This window comes from Rhodococcus sp. MTM3W5.2, assembly GCF_001984015.1.
GTDB lineage: Bacteria > Actinomycetota > Actinomycetes > Mycobacteriales > Mycobacteriaceae > Rhodococcus_G > Rhodococcus_G oryzae.
On sequence record NZ_CP019572.1, the window covers coordinates 5,396,635 to 5,414,045 of the forward strand.

Genomic DNA, 17,411 nt, shown 5'->3' on the forward strand with positions numbered 1-17,411 from the left:
AGGCTACCAATCGGCCGCTGCGATCGGCGGGATACACCGGTCGAACCCGCAGCTCAGCGCCTCCGCCATGCCTCCGGGTCGGCGGTGAGCCGCTCGACGAATCCGGGCAGCCTGCCGCAGGCGATGTCCGCGACGGTGACGCCCTCCAGGACGACCCGCAGGTTCACCCGTACCGCGATCCACACGTCGAGCAGCGGGGCGGCGGGCCCGTCGTAGTGCACCTCCTCGGGGCGCTGGCCCCGCACCGAGGCCAGCGGGCCCTCCACGGCCCGGATCACGTCGGCGACGGTGATCTCGGCTGCGGGCCGGGCCAGCCAGTACCCGCCGTCCGGACCCCGCCTGCTGTGCACCATTCCTGCCCGGCGCAGGTCACCGAGGACGGCCTCGAGGAACTTGTGCGGGATCGTCTGCGCGTTCGCGAGGTACTCCGCCTTCGCGGGCGCCTCCCCCGCCGCGGCCAGTTCGACCAGGGTGCGCACGGCGTAGTCCACCTTCGCGGTGATGTGCACGGCTGCCCCCTCGCCTGACCGGTCCGTCCGGCGGTTGATTCCTACCATCGCGGTATGAAATCGGGCAAGCGCAGTTGACAGGCCACACACGCCACTGCCAGCCTGGACGCATGTCCGGCAACCCTGCGCTCACGGTGCGACGCCACGTCGACCTCCTGCGCGTTGCCGCCGCGCTCTGTCAGTAGCGATCCGCCCCGCTCCCCCTCCCGCGACCGGGCCATAACGGCTCGTCGACCGGCGCGCGCACGCCCGCCGCACTGACATCTCGGAGCACCCTTCATGAGCATCGACCTGCACTGGTTCCTGCCCACCGCCGGCGACGGCCGCGGCATCGTGGACAACTCGAACTCCTCCACCGCCGATCCCAGGACCGCCGGGAACCGGGCCCCGACCCTCGAGTACCTGACCCAGGTCGCCCGCGCGGCCGAGCAGGCCGGGTTCACCGGCGTGCTCACCCCCACCGGGACGCACTGCGAGGACGCCTGGCTGACCACGGCCGCCCTGATCCCGCTGACCGAGCGGCTCAAGTTCCTTGTCGCGTTCCGGCCCGGGGTCATCTCGCCGACGCTTGCCGCGCAGATGGCCGCCAGCTACCAGCGCCTGTCCGGTGGGCGACTGCTGCTCAACGTGGTGACCGGGGGCGACTCGCAGGAGCAGCGGAGTTACGGCGACTGGCTGACCAAGGACCAGCGCTACGCCCGCACCGCCGAGTTCCTGCAGGCCCTGCGCGGGACGTGGGGCGAGGCCCCCTTCGACTTCAACGGCGAGCACTACAAGCTGGTCGGCGCGACCACCTCGGCGCCGCCGAACCCGGTGCCGCCCATCTACTTCGGCGGCTCCTCCGCGGCGGCACTGCCGGTGGCGGCTGCGCACGCCGACGTGTACCTCACCTGGGGCGAGCGGCCGGCACAGGTGGCCGCGAAGATCGCCGCGGTCCGCGAGCACGCCGAACGGGCGGGGCGCACCGTCCGATTCGGCATCCGGCTGCACGTGATCACCCGCGACACCTCGAGTCAGGCGTGGGCGGTCGCCGACACGATGCTCGCAGGCCTCGACCCCACCGCGGTCGCCGAGGCCAGCGCCCGGTTCGCGCGGTCCGAGTCGGAGGGACAGCGGCGGATGGCGGCCCTGCACGCCGGCAGCACCGCGTCGCTTGAGATCTCCCCGAACCTGTGGGCGGGCGTCGGGCTGGTCCGCGGCGGGGCGGGCACCGCGCTGGTCGGCAGCCACGAGGAGGTCGCGGACCGGATCGAGGAGTACCACTCGCTGGGGCTGGACGAGTTCGTGCTCTCCGGGTACCCGCACCTGGAGGAGGCGTACTGGTTCGGCGAGGGGGTGCGGCCGATCCTGGCGCGCCGCGGCCTGCTGGCGAGTGAGCGGGCGCTGATCCCTGCGTGAGCCGGGCGGGGCGTCTGCGGCCGACCGGGCCTACAGCCGCAGTACGCCCATCGCCGCGTCGAGCAGCACCCGCAAGAGCTCCTCGTCGTCGGCCTGCGGCACCGCCGCGTTCGCCGACAGCGCCGTGTTGAGCACCTCCAACGCCGCGACCGCGCGGATCGTGGACTCCGCGGGGGCGTCGGGACCCGCCAACCAGATGTTGATCCGCCGGTTGATCTCGATCAGCTCGGGCAGGATCGGGCCGAGCGTGGCGGTCATCGCCGAGGCGTCCCGGACGAACAGCGACCCCTCTGCGCGGTGGTTGAGCAGCCCGATCAGGTAGCGGCGCAACACCTCCCGGATTCCGTCGGCGGTGTGCGGCGCCTGATCGAGCACGTCGGCGACGTCACGCATGACGAACAGGATCGGCGTCACGATGGCCAGCAGCAAGTCGGCCTTGGAGGCGTAGTGGTAGTAGAGCGAGGCCTTGGTGATGCCGACCTCGTCGGCGATCTCCCTCAGGCTGGTCTGCTCGACGCCCTTGGCGATGAACTGCCGAAGCGCGGCCTCCCTGATGGCCGACCTGGTATCTCGCGCGCCCATCGTCGACCACCTTTCTTCCTCCGGTCCTGTCCGAACACAACGGCACCATAAGGCCCCGTGCAGCGCGGCGACGAATCATTCCAGTTGTCGGTCACCCGAATGGGTGCGTAGTCTACCTACCGCACGGTAGGCAAACTTGCAGAACGCGGTGTGGAGGGGCACATGTTCGGGAAACTTGCTCGATTCGTTGTACACAATCCATGGAAAATCATTGCGGCGTGGATCATCGCCGCCGTCGCGGTCGTGGCGCTCGCGCCCACGCTGACCGACGTGCTCAACAAGGAGCAGTCCGGCTTCCTGCCGGACACCTACGAGTCCATTCAGGCACAGCACCTCGCCGAGGAGCAGTTCGGGAAGTCCGAGGACGCCACGGCGACCATCGTGATCAAGCGCGAGGACGGTCAACCGCTCACGGTGGAGGACCAGGCCAAGGTGGAGGGCCTGGCCGGTTCGATCAACGCGACCGACATCGATCGGGTCGTCGTCGCCGAGACCGGACCGCAGGCACTCGCCGAGAACAAGGAAGTCCAGCTGGTCAGCGTCGGACTCCAGGGCATGCCCGACGAGAAGCCGGTCGGTGAGGCGGTCAAGGAGATCCGCAAGATCGGCGGCGAGACCCTCGCGGACAGCGGTCTGCGGATGTCCGTCACCGGTGACGCCGCCCTCATGGTCGACAACGAGGAGGCGTTCAAGAACGCCGAGGCGATCATCGGCATCGTCACGGTCCTGCTGATCATCGGGCTGCTGCTGGTCATCTACCGCAGCCCCGTCGCGGCCCTGCTGCCGATCGTCTCGGTCGGCATCGTCTCGTCCATCGCGCCCGGCATCATCGCCCTGGTCGCGAAGGGCACCGGCCTGCAGGTCGACCAGTCGCTGCAGATCATCCTGACGGTCGTGCTGTTCGGCGTCGGCACCGACTACATCCTGTTCCTGCTGTTCCGCTTCCGGGAGCGGCTGCGGGCGGGCGAGGAGAAGACCACCGCGCTGATCCATGCGGTCGAGCGGGTCGGCGAGGTCATCGCCTCCGCGGCGGGCGCGATCATCGTCGCGTTCTGCGCGCTGCTGCTCGCGATCTTCGGCGCGTTCCGCAGCCTCGGCCCCGGTCTGGCCATCGGCGTCGGCATCATGGCGCTCGCGTCGCTGACGCTGATCCCCGCGATCGTGTCGCTGATCGGCACCAAGGTGTTCTGGCCGTCGAAGTCGTGGCAGAAGGAGCCCAAGGGCACCGTCTTCGCCAAGCTCGGCGCGTTCACCGGCCGCCGCCCCGGCGTGGTCGCACTTGTCTCCGGCGGACTGCTGGTCGTGATGGCACTGGGCATGTTCGGCTTCAAGACGGACTACGACCAGCTCGGTCAGCTGCCGTCGACCACGGAGTCGGCGCGCGGCATCAAGGACCTGCAGTCCGGGTTCCCCGCGGGCGCACTCAACCCGACGCTGGTGTACCTGCACTCCACCAACGGCACCCCGCTCGACCCGGCCGAGGTGGAGCGGGTGGCACAGGAACTGACCACCTCCACCGGCATCGGCGGCGCCATGCCCGCGAACGAACAGGGCGCCCTCGGACTGATCTCCAAGGACGGCAGCACCGCGCAGATCAACCTGCTGCTGGAGTACAGCCCGCAGTCCAACGAGGCACTCGACGCGGTCGACCCGCTGCGCGAGGCCGCGCACGCCGCCGCACCGGAGGGCACCGAGGTGCTCGTCGGCGGGCCGACCGCGGCGTTCACGGACATCCGCGACGCGAACAACCGCGACCTGTCGGTGATCTTCCCTGTCGCGGGCGTGCTGATCGCGCTGATCCTGGCGCTGCTGCTGCGTTCGCTGGTGGCGCCGCTCTACCTGATGGCGTCGGTGGTGCTGGTGTTCTTCTCCACCATGGGCGCGACGGCGTTCCTGTTCACCGTGGTCGGCGATCGGCCCGGCATCTCGTTCTCGCTGCCGATCATGCTGTATCTGTTCGTGGTGGCGATCGGGACGGACTACAACATCCTGATGATCGCCCGACTCCGCGAGGAGGCACGCGAGGGCAAGAGCCCTAGGGAGGCAGCCCGATTGGCCATCGCACACGGCGGGCCCTCGGTCGGCGCGGCAGGCATCATCCTGGCCGGCACCTTCGGGTCGATGCTGCTGTCCGGGATCGCCTTCATGACCGAGATGGGATTCGCTGTCGCCCTGGGCATCCTGCTCTCGTCGTTCGTGATGTCGATGTTCCTGGTGCCCTCGATCACCGCGCTGCTCGGCCACAAGGCCTGGTGGCCGGGCCACGGTGACGCCGTCACCGAACACGGCCGTCCCGAGGAGGACCTGGAGCCCGCGCGGGTCTGACCCCGCCGAGCCGGAAACAACCCAGGGCCCGCCCATTCCGTCATCGCGGAAAGGGCGGGCCCTGCTCGTTGTCGAAGGGACTAGCTTGCCCAGGCGGCCCTGTGGCTGTCGGCCGGCTGCGCCGGATCCCAGTTCTCGGCCTGGAAGTTGGTCGTGTGGACGGAGTCTCCGCCGACCTCCGTCACGGTCAGCACCCCGATCATCGACCCGAGCAGCGACGGCTTGGCCGTCACGGCGATCGCGGAGGCGGTGTCCTTGAGCGCGTCACCGTCGAGGTCGCTCGCGCAGACCCGGACCGTGAGATCCACGGTCGACGGGGTCTGTCCGCTGTTCAGCTTGGTGACGGCACCGTCGACGGTGACGCCGGAGGGCAACGCCGCGGACTTCGCGATCACGGTCGCGGTGGGATCGTCGGCGCTGGCGTCGCCGGGGCAGGTTGCGGTGGGAGCGGCGGAAGCCTCGGCCGCGGACGAGGTGTCCTCGGAGCTGCAGCCGGCAAGGAGGAGAGTGGCCCCGAGTGCGAGGGCGGTCACAGTGCGTTTCACCCGGTCATTGTGGATGCAAATGTCGGCGCCCGCATCACGGGGGGTGAACATCCGGTGACAGCGTCCCGTATCGCAGGTCACACTGCTCTACATGTGGGAATCCCTACCGGAATGGTGGAACTCGCTGCCGGCGCCGCTGCGCGACCCGGTCGCCTTCGCCATTCCCTTTTTCGTCCTGTTCCTCGCCTTGGAATGGTCGGCGGCACGGTACCTCGCCGCGCCCGAACTCGGCGCGGACGGGCGGGCTCATCCCCCGCGCGGCGGTTACGACGCAACGGACGCGCGGACCAGCATCTCGATGGGTGCGGTGTCGGTGCTGACCAGCGCGGCATGGAAGGCGCTCGCCCTGGTCGGGTACGCGGCGATCTACGCGTACCTGGCGCCGTGGCACCTGCCTGCGGACGCCTGGTACACCTGGGTGATCCTGATCGTCGGCGTCGACCTGCTGTTCTACTGGTACCACCGGATCGCCCACCGCACCCGGATCGTGTGGGCCACCCACCAGGCGCACCATTCCAGTGAGTACTTCAACTTCGCCACCGCGCTGCGCCAGAAATGGAACAACAGCGGCGAGATACTGATGTGGATCCCGTTGCCGCTCATCGGGATCCCGCCGTGGATGGTGTTCGTCGGGTTCTCGATCAACCTGGTCTACCAGTTTTTCGTACACACCGAACGGGTGGACCGGCTGCCCCTGCCGTTCGAGTTGGTGTTCAACACACCGTCGCACCACCGGGTGCATCACGGCTGCGACCCCGAGTACCTCGACAAGAACTACGCGGGCATCCTGATCATCTGGGACCGCATGTTCGGCACCTTCACCCCCGAAACGCATCGCCCCACCTACGGGCTGACCACGCCGGTCCGCACCCACAACATCCTCACGCTGCAGGGACACGAGTACGCCGCCATCGGCCGCGACGTGCGGGCCGCCGGGTCGTGGCGAGAGCGGTTCGGGTACGTGTTCGGCCCGCCGGGATGGACGCCCTGACCACACCGCCAGTGGATGGCCTGCATCACACTTCACGTGTTAACTTACTCAAAAGTAAGAACGTGCGACGACAGGGGAACCGATGGCGATCCGAGATCGAGGTCTGCGAGCGGGAATGGCGCTGATCGGCCTACTGGCCGCCGTCACAGCCGGAACCGGCGCCGCCGCGGCCGAACCGGCGAGCGGTCCGCTTCCCGTCCCCTTCGACCTCGGCGCAGGACTCCGGGCCCTGCCGTTCCCCGAGGTGGTGCCGCCGGGCGCGAACGACCCGGCCTGCCGTCCGTCCGCCGCCCACCCGAACCCGGTTGTCCTGGTGAACCCGACCTTCGCGACGCAGGCGACCGCGTGGCAGGCAGGCGCGCCCTACCTACGCAACAACGGCTACTGCGTCTACACGTTCAACTTCGGCAACCCCGTCTGGGTGTCGGAGATCCCCGTCCAGGCGCTCGGCGACATCCGCGAATCGGCGCGGGCGCTGTCCGGCACCGTCGATCGGGTGCTCGCGGCCACCGGCGCAACGAAGGTGGACCTCGTCGGCCACTCACAGGGCGGCGGCGTGCTCTCGCACTACTACCTCAACGTGCTGGGCGGGAATGAGAAGGTGGACAAGCAGATCGGTATCTCGCCGAGCGCACACGGCACCACGCTCAGCGGCGGCGTCTACGTCCGCAGCCTCGTCCCTCCGGTGGGCCGCGCCCTCTACGACGTGACAACCGGACTCACCCCCGCCCTCACCCAGCAGGCGGTGGACTCCGACGTGATGGCGCAGACCTACGGTGCCGGCGACACCCGACCGGGTGTGCGATACACGACGATCGTGACCGAGTACGACGAGGTGGTCACCCCCTACACCCAGCAGTTCCTCGAGGGCGCGAACGTCACGAACATCCTGTTGCAGGACGGCTGCGCGGCGGACAGGTCCGAACACCTCTCCTCGCTCTACAGCGAAAGGGCCTGGCGGTTCGTCCTCAACGCCCTCGATCCGGATCACCAGACGCCGGTGCCCTGCTTCCCCGTCGACCCGTTCTTCCCGAACGTGAAGTAGGAGGTTCAGCTGCCGCCCTCGACCACGATCGCGGCCCCGCCACTCATCAGCGTGGTCGCGGTCAGACCGAACATCCGATGGAACGCGTCGCTGAAATGCGAGGGGCTCGCGAAGCCCGCGTCGACGGCCGCGCGGGTGAGGTCGGAGCCCTTCGACACCGCCGTCGCGACGTGCAGCATCCGGGCCCACAGCCGGTAGCGCCGGAAGCTGGTCCCGGTCTCCGCGGCGAACAGCCGGAGGAAGTACGGCGTCGACAGGTGCGTGTCTCGGGCGAACTCCGCCGCGGTGACCGGCGCCCCGGGCTGCGCGCGGATCGTCCGGATCACCCCGCCGATCCGCTCGTCGACCGGCCCGCGGACCGGGCCGGACGCCGCGTCCAGGATGCTGCCTGCGTCGAGGACCGGGCCCCCGCAGAGGCCGGCCAACTCCGCTTCGGCCCGGTGCCCGCTCCCGAACCCGCTCTCCGCTGCCGCCATCCGCTCGAGGCAGCCGTCCGCCCGCGCCGAGCCGGGGTCGAAGTAGCAGAACAACATTCGCTCCCCCGTCGCGACGATCTGGTGCGTCGTCCGCGGCGGGACGAGCACCGATCGGAGCATCACGTCGGCGCTCCCGTCCACCCGCAGGATCAGCGGCGCGTCCACGCCGACCGCCAGGCAGTACACCGCCGTCGAGTGCGGGTCCAGCCGCAGCGAGGGTCCGAGATAGACGGCATGCCCGTAACCGACCCACAGCGCGGGCGCCGGGGTGGCAGCGCACGTTTCTGGAAGCGGCGACCGGTCCACAACCGCCATGCTGACACAACAACCACCACGGAAGGGGCAACCATGTGGGCCGATCGGATCGCACGGGCATTGTTGGTCGGGGTCGGACTGGTCAACCTCGCGCCCGGCGCCGCGGCGCTGTCGGCGTCGCGGGTCGAGTCCCTCTACGGCGTGCGGGTGGGCGACGCCGACCTGGAACTGCTGCTGCGCCACCGCGCCGCGCTGCTGGCGATCGTCGGCGGCGGGCTGCTGGCGGGCACGTTCGTGCCGTCGATCCGCGTCCCCACCGTCGCCGCCGCCGCGACGAGCATGGGCAGCTACGTCGCGCTGACCGCGGCGGTGGGACCGACGAACCCGCAGTCGTCGCGGGTACGTGCGGTGGACGTTGGCGCACTGGCGGCGCTGGCCGTCGCGGTGGGCCTCGGGTCCCGTTCGCTCAGGCCCGCCGCAGGCTGACCAGGAAGTCGACGGTCCCGGACCCGTCCACCGTGACGAACCCCAGCGACGGCGGCTGCACACCGAAGTCTGTCCACGTGACAGGGATGCTGCCCGAGGCGACCAGCGCATCGCCCGACCGGAGCACCTCGACGTCGACGGTGACCGGCCGCGCCACCCCCTTGATCGTGAGGGTTCCGGTCGCGGTGACCGTTCCGCTGGTGCCGTCGACCGGCAGGCCGGACAGGTCAACGGGTCCGTCGGGGACGAAGGTGGCGGTGGGGAATTCGTCGGTCGACATCACCCTTCCGTCGAACTGCCCGTCACGGCGGGAGTCGTCCGTGGCGATGGACGCGACCTGCACGGTGATCTCGCCTGCCGTCAGCTTCTCGGCCTCGACGGTCGCCGAGCCACTCACCTCCCCGGTGGAGCCGACCACGGTGACGCTGGCGCCGTTGAGGATCTCGTGCACCGTGTAGCCGGCGGCGGTCTCGTTGGGCGGTAGGCCCGCGTAGACCGCCCACTGCCCGTTCATCTCCCCGGTGGCGGGCTCGGCGCCGGAGGTGGACACCGAGGCGGCGGGCGCATCGTCCTCGGCGATCCAGGTGCCGTACACCCACGGCCCCACGACGAGCGCGAGCACCGCGACGACCGCGATCCCGCCGAGTACCCACCAGCGTCTGCTCATGTCGGGGACAGTACTGATCTCCCGCGCCCTCCGCAGGGTGTCAGTTCACTGCACCGAAGTGCTTGCGGGTGTCCCGCACGAAGCTCGCGAACAGTGCCTTGTTCACCGGCAGCGCGAGCAGGACCGGGACCCCGAAGCCGCGGCGCGGGGTGAACGCGAAGGTCCAGACGAATCGGCAACCCGTCGGCGTCGGCTCGACCCGGTAGTCCTCGGCGAACGATCGGAACAGCGGGACGTTGGCCTGTTTCACGTAGAACGCGTGCCGCCGTTGCTCCTCGTCCCAGACGAAGAACTGCTCGCGCAGTTGCATGAAGCCGCCCGCCACCTTGGCGACCCTGGTCGTCGCCGTGCTGTGCGGGGCCGCCGAGGTGTAGTGCACGTCGAGCAGCCGGCACCACGACAGCGGCTCGGCGCCGGTCAACCCCCGCCACACCTCGTCCGCGCCCGCGCGCAGATCCATGCCGTAGGTGTAGACGAAATCCGCGGTGTCGAAGTAGGAGTCGTCGATCGGGTCGAGGTCGAACCAGTGCATGGTCGCTCGCTTTCGCTCGAGGGCCAGCCGATTGTGTCGCGCGACATGTCTCGAGGGCCGACAGTACCGAACTATGCTGACCGACATAGGCAGCAAGGGAGAACGAGCACGTGACACAACGCCCCACCGCCCGCGACCGGATGCTCACGAGCGCCATCGCCCTCTTCCGTGAGCGGGGCATCGACGCAACCTCCTTCGCCGACGTCATCGAGCGCGCCGAGGCCCCGCGCGGGTCGATCTACCACCACTTCCCCGGCGGGAAGACCCAGCTGGCCGAGGAGGCCACCCGCACGGCGGGCGGGCTGATGGAGACGCTGATCGAGTCGAGCCTCGCGCAGGGCGGACCGTCCGAGACCCTGGCACGGCTCATCGGCATGTTCCGTCGCCAACTGCTGGACTCGGACTTCCGGTCGGGCTGCCCGGTGGCCGCGGGCGCGCTGGAGAGCGGGGACTTCGCGGCCGTGCGGGAGATCGCGGGCGAGAGCTTCACCGCCTGGGAGGACGCCATCGCGGCCGCCCTCGTCGAGCGCGACGTCCCCGCGGCCCGCGCCGCGTCGCTGGCGACCACCGCCGTCACCGCCGTCGAGGGGGCGCTGCTCGTGGCACGGGCGCAGCGCAGCGTTCAGGCCCTCGACCGCGTGGGCGCCGAGCTGTCCGGGCTGATCGACACGGCGGTTGACGCGGCTCGGCGGTGACCGCGGTGAGAACCCGCTAGCTGGAGCCCTGCGCGTTCCCGTTCTTGACGGGGAACAGACTTCGTGCGATGACCAGCAGGATGCCGATGACCTCCACGACCGAAGCAGTCAGCCACGCGATCATCACCTGGGAATCGGGGTTCTCCCTGTTTACAAAGAGATACACCCCGAAGAACACGTTCGACATGAGGAGTTGCGCTCCGACAAAGATGGTCGACCAGAGCGCAAGGCGCTTCCGAAGCTTGATGTCCTGTTCGCGGTTCTTCGCCTTCAGTGTCCGAATGCGCAGCTCTGCCGCGAGGAGAGCACTGTTCGAGTCCTCATCCCGCTCCGATTGCTCGCCAGATTCCAGACCGCTGTCGGATTCAGCGGGCGCATTCGCCGCAGCAGTGTCTCCAGCACCGGCGCCTGAAGGCTCCTCTCCAGCGACATACCGCTTGTGGAGCTCTTCCAACCTGGTCGCGCGCGCTAGTTTGACGCCGACCTGACTCTGATCGACGGCAGTTCCATCCCCACTCACAGTCAGAGCAATCCCAGGCTGGCCAGGCGATTGTTCATCGCGGGAGTCGACACGTTGAACTTCCGTCGCAGATCACCGATCGACAAGCCCTCGGCCCACCCTTTTTTCACGATCGCCGCCGGCATCAACAACTCGGCGGCGAACTGGTTTGCCCAGATCTCCTCGGGGTCGGTTCCTGACGAGGCGAGCTCCGCGCGCTCGTCGACGAACCCCATCGGCTCGGGGTCGTCTTGATGCCGAATGTAGTGGCCGATCTCGTGCGCGAGGGTAAACCGCTGGCGTACCGGGTGATCGGATTCGTTCACATAGATCTCGGTCGGACCGTCTGCCTGCTCCCGGACAATGAATCCAGCCAGGTTGTTGTCCAGCATCGCAGGCCGAACCGCGATACCGAGGCGCTCGGCAATCTCCCAGGGATCGATCGGGAAAGCGATATTTCCCATGCCGTCGTTCCAGTACTGCATTCGCAGTTTGCGGGCAGCGTCCTTCGCGGTCGCGGTTGCCATGGGTCCACCTCCGATCGCTGGGTTCACTCCCGCCAAGGGACGGGTATCCATGCCCTTGGCCTACGGGGCAAGTGGGACTGTACCCACAATCTATGACGCTCGAACTCGTGCCCTCGGGCAGCTCATTTGCTCGCGTTCGCGCCCGTTGCGGCGCCTCTGATGACAAAAAAGACCCTCACCTGCGCGAGCAGGTGAGGGTCTTTGGCGGTGGCGGAGGGATTTGAACCCTCGGACGGGGGTTACCCGTCACACGCTTTCGAGGCGTGCTCCTTAGGCCGCTCGGACACGCCACCGCCGGTGACTTTACCCGACTCCGGGCCTGGCGCTAAATCGGCCGCTGACCGGGGTCTCCGCGCGATCAGCGCTGCTCGCGGAAGAAGCCCTCCAGCAGCGCCGCGCACTCGTCCTCGAGCACGCCGCCACGCACCTGCGGACGGTGGGTGAGCCTGCGGTCGCGCACCACGTCCCACAGCGACCCGACGGCCCCGGTCTTGGGCTCCCACGCCCCGAACACGACCTTCTCGATCCGGGCCAGCACCAGCGCCCCCGCGCACATCGTGCACGGTTCCAGGGTCACCGCCAGGGTCGCGCCCTCCAGCCGCCAGCCGTCGCCGTGCACCAGCGCGGCCGCGCGCAGCGCCAGGATCTCGGCGTGCGCGGTCGGGTCGGCGTTGGCCTCGCGGGCGTTCGCGGCCCTGGCCAGCTCGACACCGTTCGCGTCGAAGACCACGGCACCGACCGGGACGTCCGCGGAGGCGGCCGCGGAGGCGGCGGCGATCGCGGCCCGGATCATCGCCTCGTCGCGGTCCCTCGCCCCGCTGGGCAGCGACATCTACCGGGGCAGGGTGTCGAGCACCGAGGAGAGTTCGGTGGCGAAGCCGAGCCGCTGCGCGATCATGCCCAGCTGCTCGTCGGGGTACAGCTCGGTCTCCGCGAGGATCACCCCGAGCACCGGCTCCGGCAGGCCGAGGTCCGCCAGCAGACTGAGGTCGCCCTCCTCCCACGGGTCGACGTCGTCGAGTTCGTCGGGGTCGAGGTCCGGGGTCTCGATGTTGAGCGCATCGAGCACGTCGGAGGCGATGTCGTAGTCGAGCGCCGCGGTGGCGTCCGAGAGCAGCAGCCGGGTGCCCGACGGGGCCGGGCGGAGGATGACGAAGAACTCGTCGTCGATGTCGAGCAGGCCGAACACGGCGCCGGAGCTCCGCATCTCGCGCAGCTCGGTCTCCGCGGCCTCGAGACTGTTCAGTGCGGCCGAGGTCAGCGCTGTGCACTTCCACTTGCCGTCGTCGAGGACAACCGCGACGCCGAAGCCATCGAGATCCTCGAACTGGTCCGAGGGGGCGCTGTTGTCACGCGCGCGCTGAGCAGCCATGCCGTCACCGTAGTCCGCCGGGCGCCGGTAACTGAAGTCCGCTGGCAAATGTGCCAACCTATCCGGGTGTCTGATGAAGCGACTGACCCGCCGGTGTGCGTTCTCGGGCTCGGACTGATCGGCGGTTCGGTGCTGCGGGCCGCCGTCGCCGCGGGTCGGACAGCCTGGGGCTACAACCGCTCCGCCGGTGCCGTCGAGGATGCCCGCGCCGACGGATACGACGCCGACACCGACCTCGAGGCGGTGCTGGAACGGGCGCAGCGGTCCGGCGCGCTGATCGTCGTCGCGGTGCCTGTCCCTGCCCTCGACACCGTGCTCGGCGCGGTCGAGGTGCACGCCCCCGACTGCGCGCTCACCGACGTGGTGAGCGTGAAGCGGGCGGTCCTCGACGCGGTGCGCGGCCACGGCCTCGGCGCGCGGTTCGTCGGGGGGCACCCGATGGCGGGGACCTCGCAGTCCGGCTGGGCGGCGGGCGACGTCGCCCTGTTCCGCGACGCGGTGTGGGTGGTCGGCACCGACGACGGCGTCGACCCCGTCGTGTGGGGCCAGGTGGCCGCGCTGGCCCTGGACTGCGGCTCGGTGGTGGTACCAGCCGCCGCCGACGAGCACGACGCGGCGGCCGCCCGCATCTCGCACCTGCCGCACCTGCTGGCGGAGGCGCTCGCGGTGACCGCGGCGGCAGGCGGCGACCTGGCACTCGGGCTGGCGGCGGGCTCGTTCCGGGACGGCACCCGGGTCGCGGGCACCGCGCCGGAGCTGGTGCGCGCGATGTGCGAGGCGAACTCGGGCGCGCTGATCGTGGCGCTGGACGAGGCGCTGCGGCTGCTGACCGAGGCCCGCGACGCCCTCGCCGACAGCGGCAGCACGGAGGAGCTGGTGACGGCGGGGCACGCCGCGCGGCTGCGCTACGAGAACCTGGACCGCTGGGAGATCACCGACGTCGCGGTGGGCGAGGACGGCTGGGTGGAGCGGATGCGCGACGCCGGCCGCCGGGGTGGGGCGCTTCGCGCCCGTGCGCGCTTTGCGAGTGCAGGGACTCGGTAACCACGCACAGGCGCGGAGCGCCTAGATCCGCTCGGCGAGGCCCTGGTAGTCGAGGATGAAGCCGTCGCGGTCGATGGTGACCGAGGAACTCGACACCGGCGAGAGCACGTGGATGCCGTCCGAACCGCTGCTGTAGGTCAGGCTCGCCTCCTGCACGCTCAGGTCGGGCAGGTACACGTACACGACCGGGACCTGGATGTCCTCGGAGTCGGTGTGCATGCCCAGCCGCCGGATCGGCAGGGTGTTGAAGAACGGGCTGAGCACCACGTCGACGTCCAGCGCGCCGCCGAAGGTGGATCGCTTGGGGTTGGTCCCGTTCTCGACCATCCAGTTGCCCTCAGAGTCCCTGCTGATCGAGACCTGCCGCTCACCCGAGGCCAGGCTGGTCCGCAGCGAGAGCCTGCGGGTCACCCCGTTCTCGTCGGTGACCAGGTCGTAGGACGCGCTGAACGCGGGGTGCTCGGCGCACTGACCACCGATGATCCGGCCGGCCGCCTTGATCCGGTTACCGACGAGCTGCACACGAACCGACTCCATCCGAGGAGCGGTGTGGGCCCGCCACGTGAGGACAGCTGGCCAGACCGATTCGGTGGCCGCGGCGCCCTGAGCTGGATTGGTCACCTGACTACGGTAAGCGACGTGGGGCCTTCGGGCAGCGGTGGCGCCGAACCTCGCGGGTCGCGGATGCGCCGACCACTCACGCCGCCTCGGCCGCGCGGCGCTCGAGCACCGCGATCCTGGCCGACAGCACCGCGAGGGCGAACAACCCGACCACCACGTTGAGCAGCGCCCCGAACTCCTGCGCGACGAAGTCGAACACCTGCGTCAACAGCACCGTGACCAGCGCCGCGGCTCGCAGGAACTGCAGCGGCCACAGCTTGCCGTTGCGCAGCCTCGCGACGCCGACCCAGCTCAGCGCGCACGCGACGGCGGTGCCTGCGAGCTGGCCAAGGGTGGTGATGGTCCCGGCCGAGCCCTCGAGATCGGAGGACAGGGTGACGATGGCGTTGATCAGCCCAGACGTCGAGAAGAGCACAAGGACGAAGGCTGCGACGCCGACCGCGGTGCGGCTGCTCAGCGCGGACGGGATCCGCCGCGATCCCCACGCCCGCACTCCCCCGAACCGGCCGGGCTCCCGCGGATCGCAGCGCGCGAGCAGATCACCGATGTCCGCGATCGCGGTCACGTCGGCGCCCGCCGCCTTGGCCCGGTGCAGTTGCACCTCCGCGAGCGCCCGACGCTCCGGCGGCAGTCCCCGGATGAGGCCGTCCACCGCGATGGCGGCGGCGTTGCTGATGTCCTCGGCAACGCTCGGCGGCCGGGAGTCGTGCAGCCAGCGGTTGAGCAGCAGCAGGACCACCACGACGACGTACATGATCGCGACGGCGGGACGATAGAAGTAGTCGTTGGTCTTGGTGACGAACTTGCCGACCTCGTCGAGGAAGAGCCCGAATCCGATGCCGCCCAGCACCACCGCGAGGAGCCGCGGCCGCAGGCCGAGGAACGAGAAGACCACGACAAGGGCCGCCACCATCAGCAGCCCGCCCCACAGCACGTGTGCGACGTGCAGAGTGGACCCGCCGACCTGTGGGTATCCGGTCAGATGCAGGTAGGCGCGGGTGACCAGGATCGTCAGCACCCCGATGATGACGAACGCCTCGACGAGCGAACTGGCCTGCGCGTCACGCAGCAGCAGCGGCCTGCGCGGGGCGCGCCCGGTCTCGGTCCGACCGATCAGCGCGGACGCCAGTGTCATGGCTGCGTTCCTTCCGTGGCCCTGGGTCCCCCAGTGTCCCCCAACCGGGCGGTCGTCGTCCCCGTCCCCGATCCCGCGACTTGTCCACAGCTGTGGATAAATCCTGTTAACACCCGACGCCAGACTGTGGACAGTGTGGACGAATCTGTGGATTACATTGATGTAATTAGCCTGTACCTGCGGTTTTGCCATCCACAGGCCTGTGGATGACGAGGTGGCGCGATGGCCATGCGCTGTTGATCCCTAGCCCGATCGGAGGCTCGTCCACAGGCGGCACACAGTTGGTGAGGAGAATCCCGGCAATTCGAGTGTCGCTGCGCCGGATCGTCGATGCGAAAAGCCCCGCCGATCACGTGGATCGACGGGGCCCGCATGCCGCCCCAGGTCGGGGAACCGGGCGGCACGATTGGTGCGGGCCCATGCCTTCGAGCTGGCTGGCTCCATCGGCCCGCGACGACCACCTTAGCGGTAATCGAACGTGCGTGCTAGTCGACCCGCGTCGGTCGCGCGGCCGAAAGCCGCTGCGCCCGACGGGAGTTCGACCGGGAGGCCCACGAGAAAACCCCTCACCGGCACTACTGCCGGTGAGGGGTTCCTCACTGTGCGCCCGAAGGGATTCGAACCCCTAACCTCTTGATCCGTAGTCAAGTGCTCTATCCGTTGAGCTACGGGCGCATGTCTTCAGTTGTGCTGGCCTACGAGCACCAGCGTGGCGGAAGCGAGAGGATTTGAACCTCCGGTCCCCTTTGAGGAGGACAACTCATTAGCAGTGAGTCCCATTCGGCCGCTCTGGCACGCTTCCTAGGCTCAGGTCCTTTCGGAACCGCCGGATGGAAAGATTACACAGGCACGGCGTAGGGCGCAAAACGGCCGGTCACAGCGATTTCTAGCGCAGATTGCCATCGAACCAGTCGAAGATCCGGCGCTGCGCATCCATCATCGCCTGCGCGGCCGGATCGTTGTCATCCCCGTCCACCGGGAAGTCCGGCGGCTCGTCCGCACGGTGCTCGAGACCGGTGTAGCTGACCACCAGGGTCGCGACGTCGGCGCGCGCGATCGCGTCCCGCAGTCGTTCGACCTCCTCGCGCGGTGCGCCCGGGTCGTCCTCGCCGTACAGCCCCAGCCACGGGGCCTGCAACCTCGGGGCGGCATCCACCAGAGCCGGGGCGCCCTCCGCGAGCGGGTGGACGATGCCGCGCGCCGACACGCTGACCGCGGCGCCCACCGGCCTCGACGTCGCGACGAGCAGGGCGGCCGTGCCCGCGTCGTCGAAGCCGAGCACCCCGACGCAGTCCGGGTACACCCCGCGCGTGGTGAGCCAGTCGAAGGCCGCGTCGAAGTCGGCGAACAGGTTGTCCCCGAACACCTCCGCGGTGCTGTGCAGCGGCTCCCGATGGAACAGGTGCGGCGCCACCGTCAGCCAGCCCTCAGCCGCCAGCGAGCGCATGAGAGCGAGCAGGTTGTCGGTGAACTCCCGCGATTCGTGCAGGACCACGATGCCGCCGCGGGCGGGTCCGTCCGGTTCGACGGCCGTAACGGGGACGCGAACGGGAGGCTCGTCCGGATGCTCCCCCAGGGCGCGCAGCACCGCGCTGTCCGTGAAGATTCCCGACATACGTATACCTTGGCACGCTCACGGCCCACCCGTTCAAGATTCTTTTCGGGGTCGCCGGATTCTTTTTCGCCGCACCCGCCACGCCCGATCGG

General features: G+C 69.4%; 21 protein-coding genes and 3 tRNA genes. 8 read left to right on the forward strand and 16 right to left on the reverse strand.

Going from position 1 to position 17,411, the window contains the following annotated elements:
- Positions 1-53 precede the first annotated feature (53 nt).
- Complete coding sequence (locus BTZ20_RS24655; RefSeq protein ID WP_077043160.1) at positions 54-509, reverse strand: RrF2 family transcriptional regulator; 456 nt, start codon at positions 507-509, stop codon at positions 54-56.
- A 110-nt stretch (positions 510-619) separates the two neighbouring features.
- Between BTZ20_RS24655 and BTZ20_RS30015 the strand changes: the two genes are divergently transcribed.
- Entirely contained in the window at positions 620-694 is a 75-nt protein-coding gene (locus BTZ20_RS30015; RefSeq protein WP_354578830.1) for a putative leader peptide, read from the forward strand.
- A gap of 94 nt (positions 695-788) precedes the next feature.
- A complete protein-coding gene (locus BTZ20_RS24660) occupies positions 789-1,907 on the forward strand; it encodes an LLM class flavin-dependent oxidoreductase (protein ID WP_077043161.1) in 1,119 nt (372 codons plus the stop codon).
- Positions 1,908-1,937: 30 nt separating this feature from the next.
- Here the strand turns inward: BTZ20_RS24660 and BTZ20_RS29330 are convergent, their stop codons facing one another.
- Positions 1,938-2,489, reverse strand: coding sequence for a TetR/AcrR family transcriptional regulator (locus tag BTZ20_RS29330; RefSeq protein WP_077043162.1), 552 nt, complete (start codon positions 2,487-2,489; stop codon positions 1,938-1,940).
- A 162-nt stretch (positions 2,490-2,651) separates the two neighbouring features.
- Between BTZ20_RS29330 and BTZ20_RS24670 the strand changes: the two genes are divergently transcribed.
- Positions 2,652-4,814, forward strand: a complete 2,163-nt coding sequence (locus BTZ20_RS24670; protein WP_077043979.1) for an MMPL family transporter — start codon at positions 2,652-2,654, stop codon at positions 4,812-4,814.
- An 80-nt stretch (positions 4,815-4,894) separates the two neighbouring features.
- Here BTZ20_RS24670 and BTZ20_RS24675 read toward each other — a convergent pair whose 3' ends face one another.
- The gene (locus BTZ20_RS24675; RefSeq protein ID WP_145982406.1) at positions 4,895-5,359 is read right to left on the reverse strand and encodes a hypothetical protein; all 465 of its coding nucleotides are present in this window, start codon (positions 5,357-5,359) and stop codon (positions 4,895-4,897) included.
- A gap of 91 nt (positions 5,360-5,450) precedes the next feature.
- On the opposite strand from BTZ20_RS24675, the gene BTZ20_RS24680 reads away from it, so the two are divergent.
- Positions 5,451-6,350, forward strand: coding sequence for a sterol desaturase family protein (locus BTZ20_RS24680; protein ID WP_077043164.1), 900 nt, complete (start codon positions 5,451-5,453; stop codon positions 6,348-6,350).
- 82 nt (positions 6,351-6,432) lie between these two features.
- On the forward strand, positions 6,433-7,395 hold the full coding sequence (locus BTZ20_RS24685; protein WP_223263508.1) for an esterase/lipase family protein: 963 nt from the start codon (positions 6,433-6,435) through the stop codon (positions 7,393-7,395).
- 5 nt (positions 7,396-7,400) lie between these two features.
- Here BTZ20_RS24685 and BTZ20_RS24690 read toward each other — a convergent pair whose 3' ends face one another.
- Entirely contained in the window at positions 7,401-8,186 is a 786-nt protein-coding gene (locus BTZ20_RS24690; RefSeq protein ID WP_077043165.1) for an AraC family transcriptional regulator, read from the reverse strand.
- 33 nt (positions 8,187-8,219) lie between these two features.
- On the opposite strand from BTZ20_RS24690, the gene BTZ20_RS24695 reads away from it, so the two are divergent.
- The gene (locus BTZ20_RS24695; protein ID WP_077043166.1) at positions 8,220-8,612 is read left to right on the forward strand and encodes a hypothetical protein; all 393 of its coding nucleotides are present in this window, start codon (positions 8,220-8,222) and stop codon (positions 8,610-8,612) included.
- Here the strand turns inward: BTZ20_RS24695 and BTZ20_RS24700 are convergent.
- Both BTZ20_RS24700 and BTZ20_RS24705 read right to left on the reverse strand, forming a co-directional pair.
- Entirely contained in the window at positions 8,593-9,279 is a 687-nt protein-coding gene (locus tag BTZ20_RS24700) for a YceI family protein (protein ID WP_077043167.1), read from the reverse strand. The genes BTZ20_RS24695 and BTZ20_RS24700 overlap by 20 nt on opposite strands.
- A 40-nt stretch (positions 9,280-9,319) precedes the next feature.
- On the reverse strand, positions 9,320-9,811 hold the full coding sequence (locus tag BTZ20_RS24705; RefSeq protein WP_077043168.1) for an SRPBCC family protein: 492 nt from the start codon (positions 9,809-9,811) through the stop codon (positions 9,320-9,322).
- A 110-nt stretch (positions 9,812-9,921) separates the two neighbouring features.
- Here BTZ20_RS24705 and BTZ20_RS24710 point away from each other — a divergent pair, with 110 nt between their 5' ends.
- Positions 9,922-10,506, forward strand: a complete 585-nt coding sequence (locus BTZ20_RS24710; protein WP_223263509.1) for a TetR/AcrR family transcriptional regulator — start codon at positions 9,922-9,924, stop codon at positions 10,504-10,506.
- A 16-nt stretch (positions 10,507-10,522) separates the two neighbouring features.
- Here the strand turns inward: BTZ20_RS24710 and BTZ20_RS24715 are convergent, their stop codons facing one another.
- The 5 genes from BTZ20_RS24715 to BTZ20_RS24735 all read right to left on the reverse strand — a co-directional run bounded on the left by BTZ20_RS24715 (position 10,523) and on the right by BTZ20_RS24735 (position 12,904).
- Positions 10,523-11,026 (reverse strand): hypothetical protein, encoded by a 504-nt coding sequence (locus BTZ20_RS24715; RefSeq protein ID WP_077043169.1) that lies wholly within the window; start codon positions 11,024-11,026, stop codon positions 10,523-10,525.
- Positions 11,027-11,028: 2 nt separating this feature from the next.
- Positions 11,029-11,532 carry an ImmA/IrrE family metallo-endopeptidase gene (locus tag BTZ20_RS24720; protein ID WP_189636545.1) on the reverse strand — a complete coding sequence of 168 codons (504 nt, stop codon included), beginning with the start codon at positions 11,530-11,532 and terminating at the stop codon, positions 11,029-11,031.
- A 202-nt stretch (positions 11,533-11,734) separates the two neighbouring features.
- Positions 11,735-11,825: transfer RNA gene (locus BTZ20_RS24725), tRNA-Ser, on the reverse strand.
- A gap of 65 nt (positions 11,826-11,890) precedes the next feature.
- Positions 11,891-12,325 carry a nucleoside deaminase gene (locus BTZ20_RS24730; protein ID WP_145982504.1) on the reverse strand — a complete coding sequence of 145 codons (435 nt, stop codon included), beginning with the start codon at positions 12,323-12,325 and terminating at the stop codon, positions 11,891-11,893.
- A 39-nt stretch (positions 12,326-12,364) separates the two neighbouring features.
- Positions 12,365-12,904 (reverse strand): tRNA adenosine deaminase-associated protein, encoded by a 540-nt coding sequence (locus BTZ20_RS24735; protein WP_077043983.1) that lies wholly within the window; start codon positions 12,902-12,904, stop codon positions 12,365-12,367.
- A 48-nt stretch (positions 12,905-12,952) separates the two neighbouring features.
- On the opposite strand from BTZ20_RS24735, the gene BTZ20_RS24740 reads away from it, so the two are divergent.
- The gene (locus BTZ20_RS24740) at positions 12,953-13,948 is read left to right on the forward strand and encodes a prephenate dehydrogenase (protein WP_077043171.1); all 996 of its coding nucleotides are present in this window, start codon (positions 12,953-12,955) and stop codon (positions 13,946-13,948) included.
- A gap of 21 nt (positions 13,949-13,969) precedes the next feature.
- On the opposite strand, the gene BTZ20_RS24745 is transcribed toward BTZ20_RS24740, so the two are convergent.
- From BTZ20_RS24745 to BTZ20_RS24765, 5 genes are all read right to left on the reverse strand, one after another.
- A complete protein-coding gene (locus tag BTZ20_RS24745) occupies positions 13,970-14,569 on the reverse strand; it encodes a putative glycolipid-binding domain-containing protein (RefSeq protein WP_077043172.1) in 600 nt (199 codons plus the stop codon).
- 76 nt (positions 14,570-14,645) lie between these two features.
- Positions 14,646-15,704, reverse strand: a complete 1,059-nt coding sequence (locus tag BTZ20_RS24750; RefSeq protein WP_083742838.1) for a hypothetical protein — start codon at positions 15,702-15,704, stop codon at positions 14,646-14,648.
- 602 nt (positions 15,705-16,306) lie between these two features.
- Positions 16,307-16,379, reverse strand: a tRNA-Arg gene (locus tag BTZ20_RS24755).
- Between the two features lie 35 nt (positions 16,380-16,414).
- Positions 16,415-16,506 (reverse strand) — tRNA-Ser (locus BTZ20_RS24760).
- Positions 16,507-16,590: 84 nt separating this feature from the next.
- The gene (locus BTZ20_RS24765) at positions 16,591-17,319 is read right to left on the reverse strand and encodes a dienelactone hydrolase family protein (protein ID WP_077043173.1); all 729 of its coding nucleotides are present in this window, start codon (positions 17,317-17,319) and stop codon (positions 16,591-16,593) included.
- Positions 17,320-17,411: the final 92 nt, after the last annotated feature.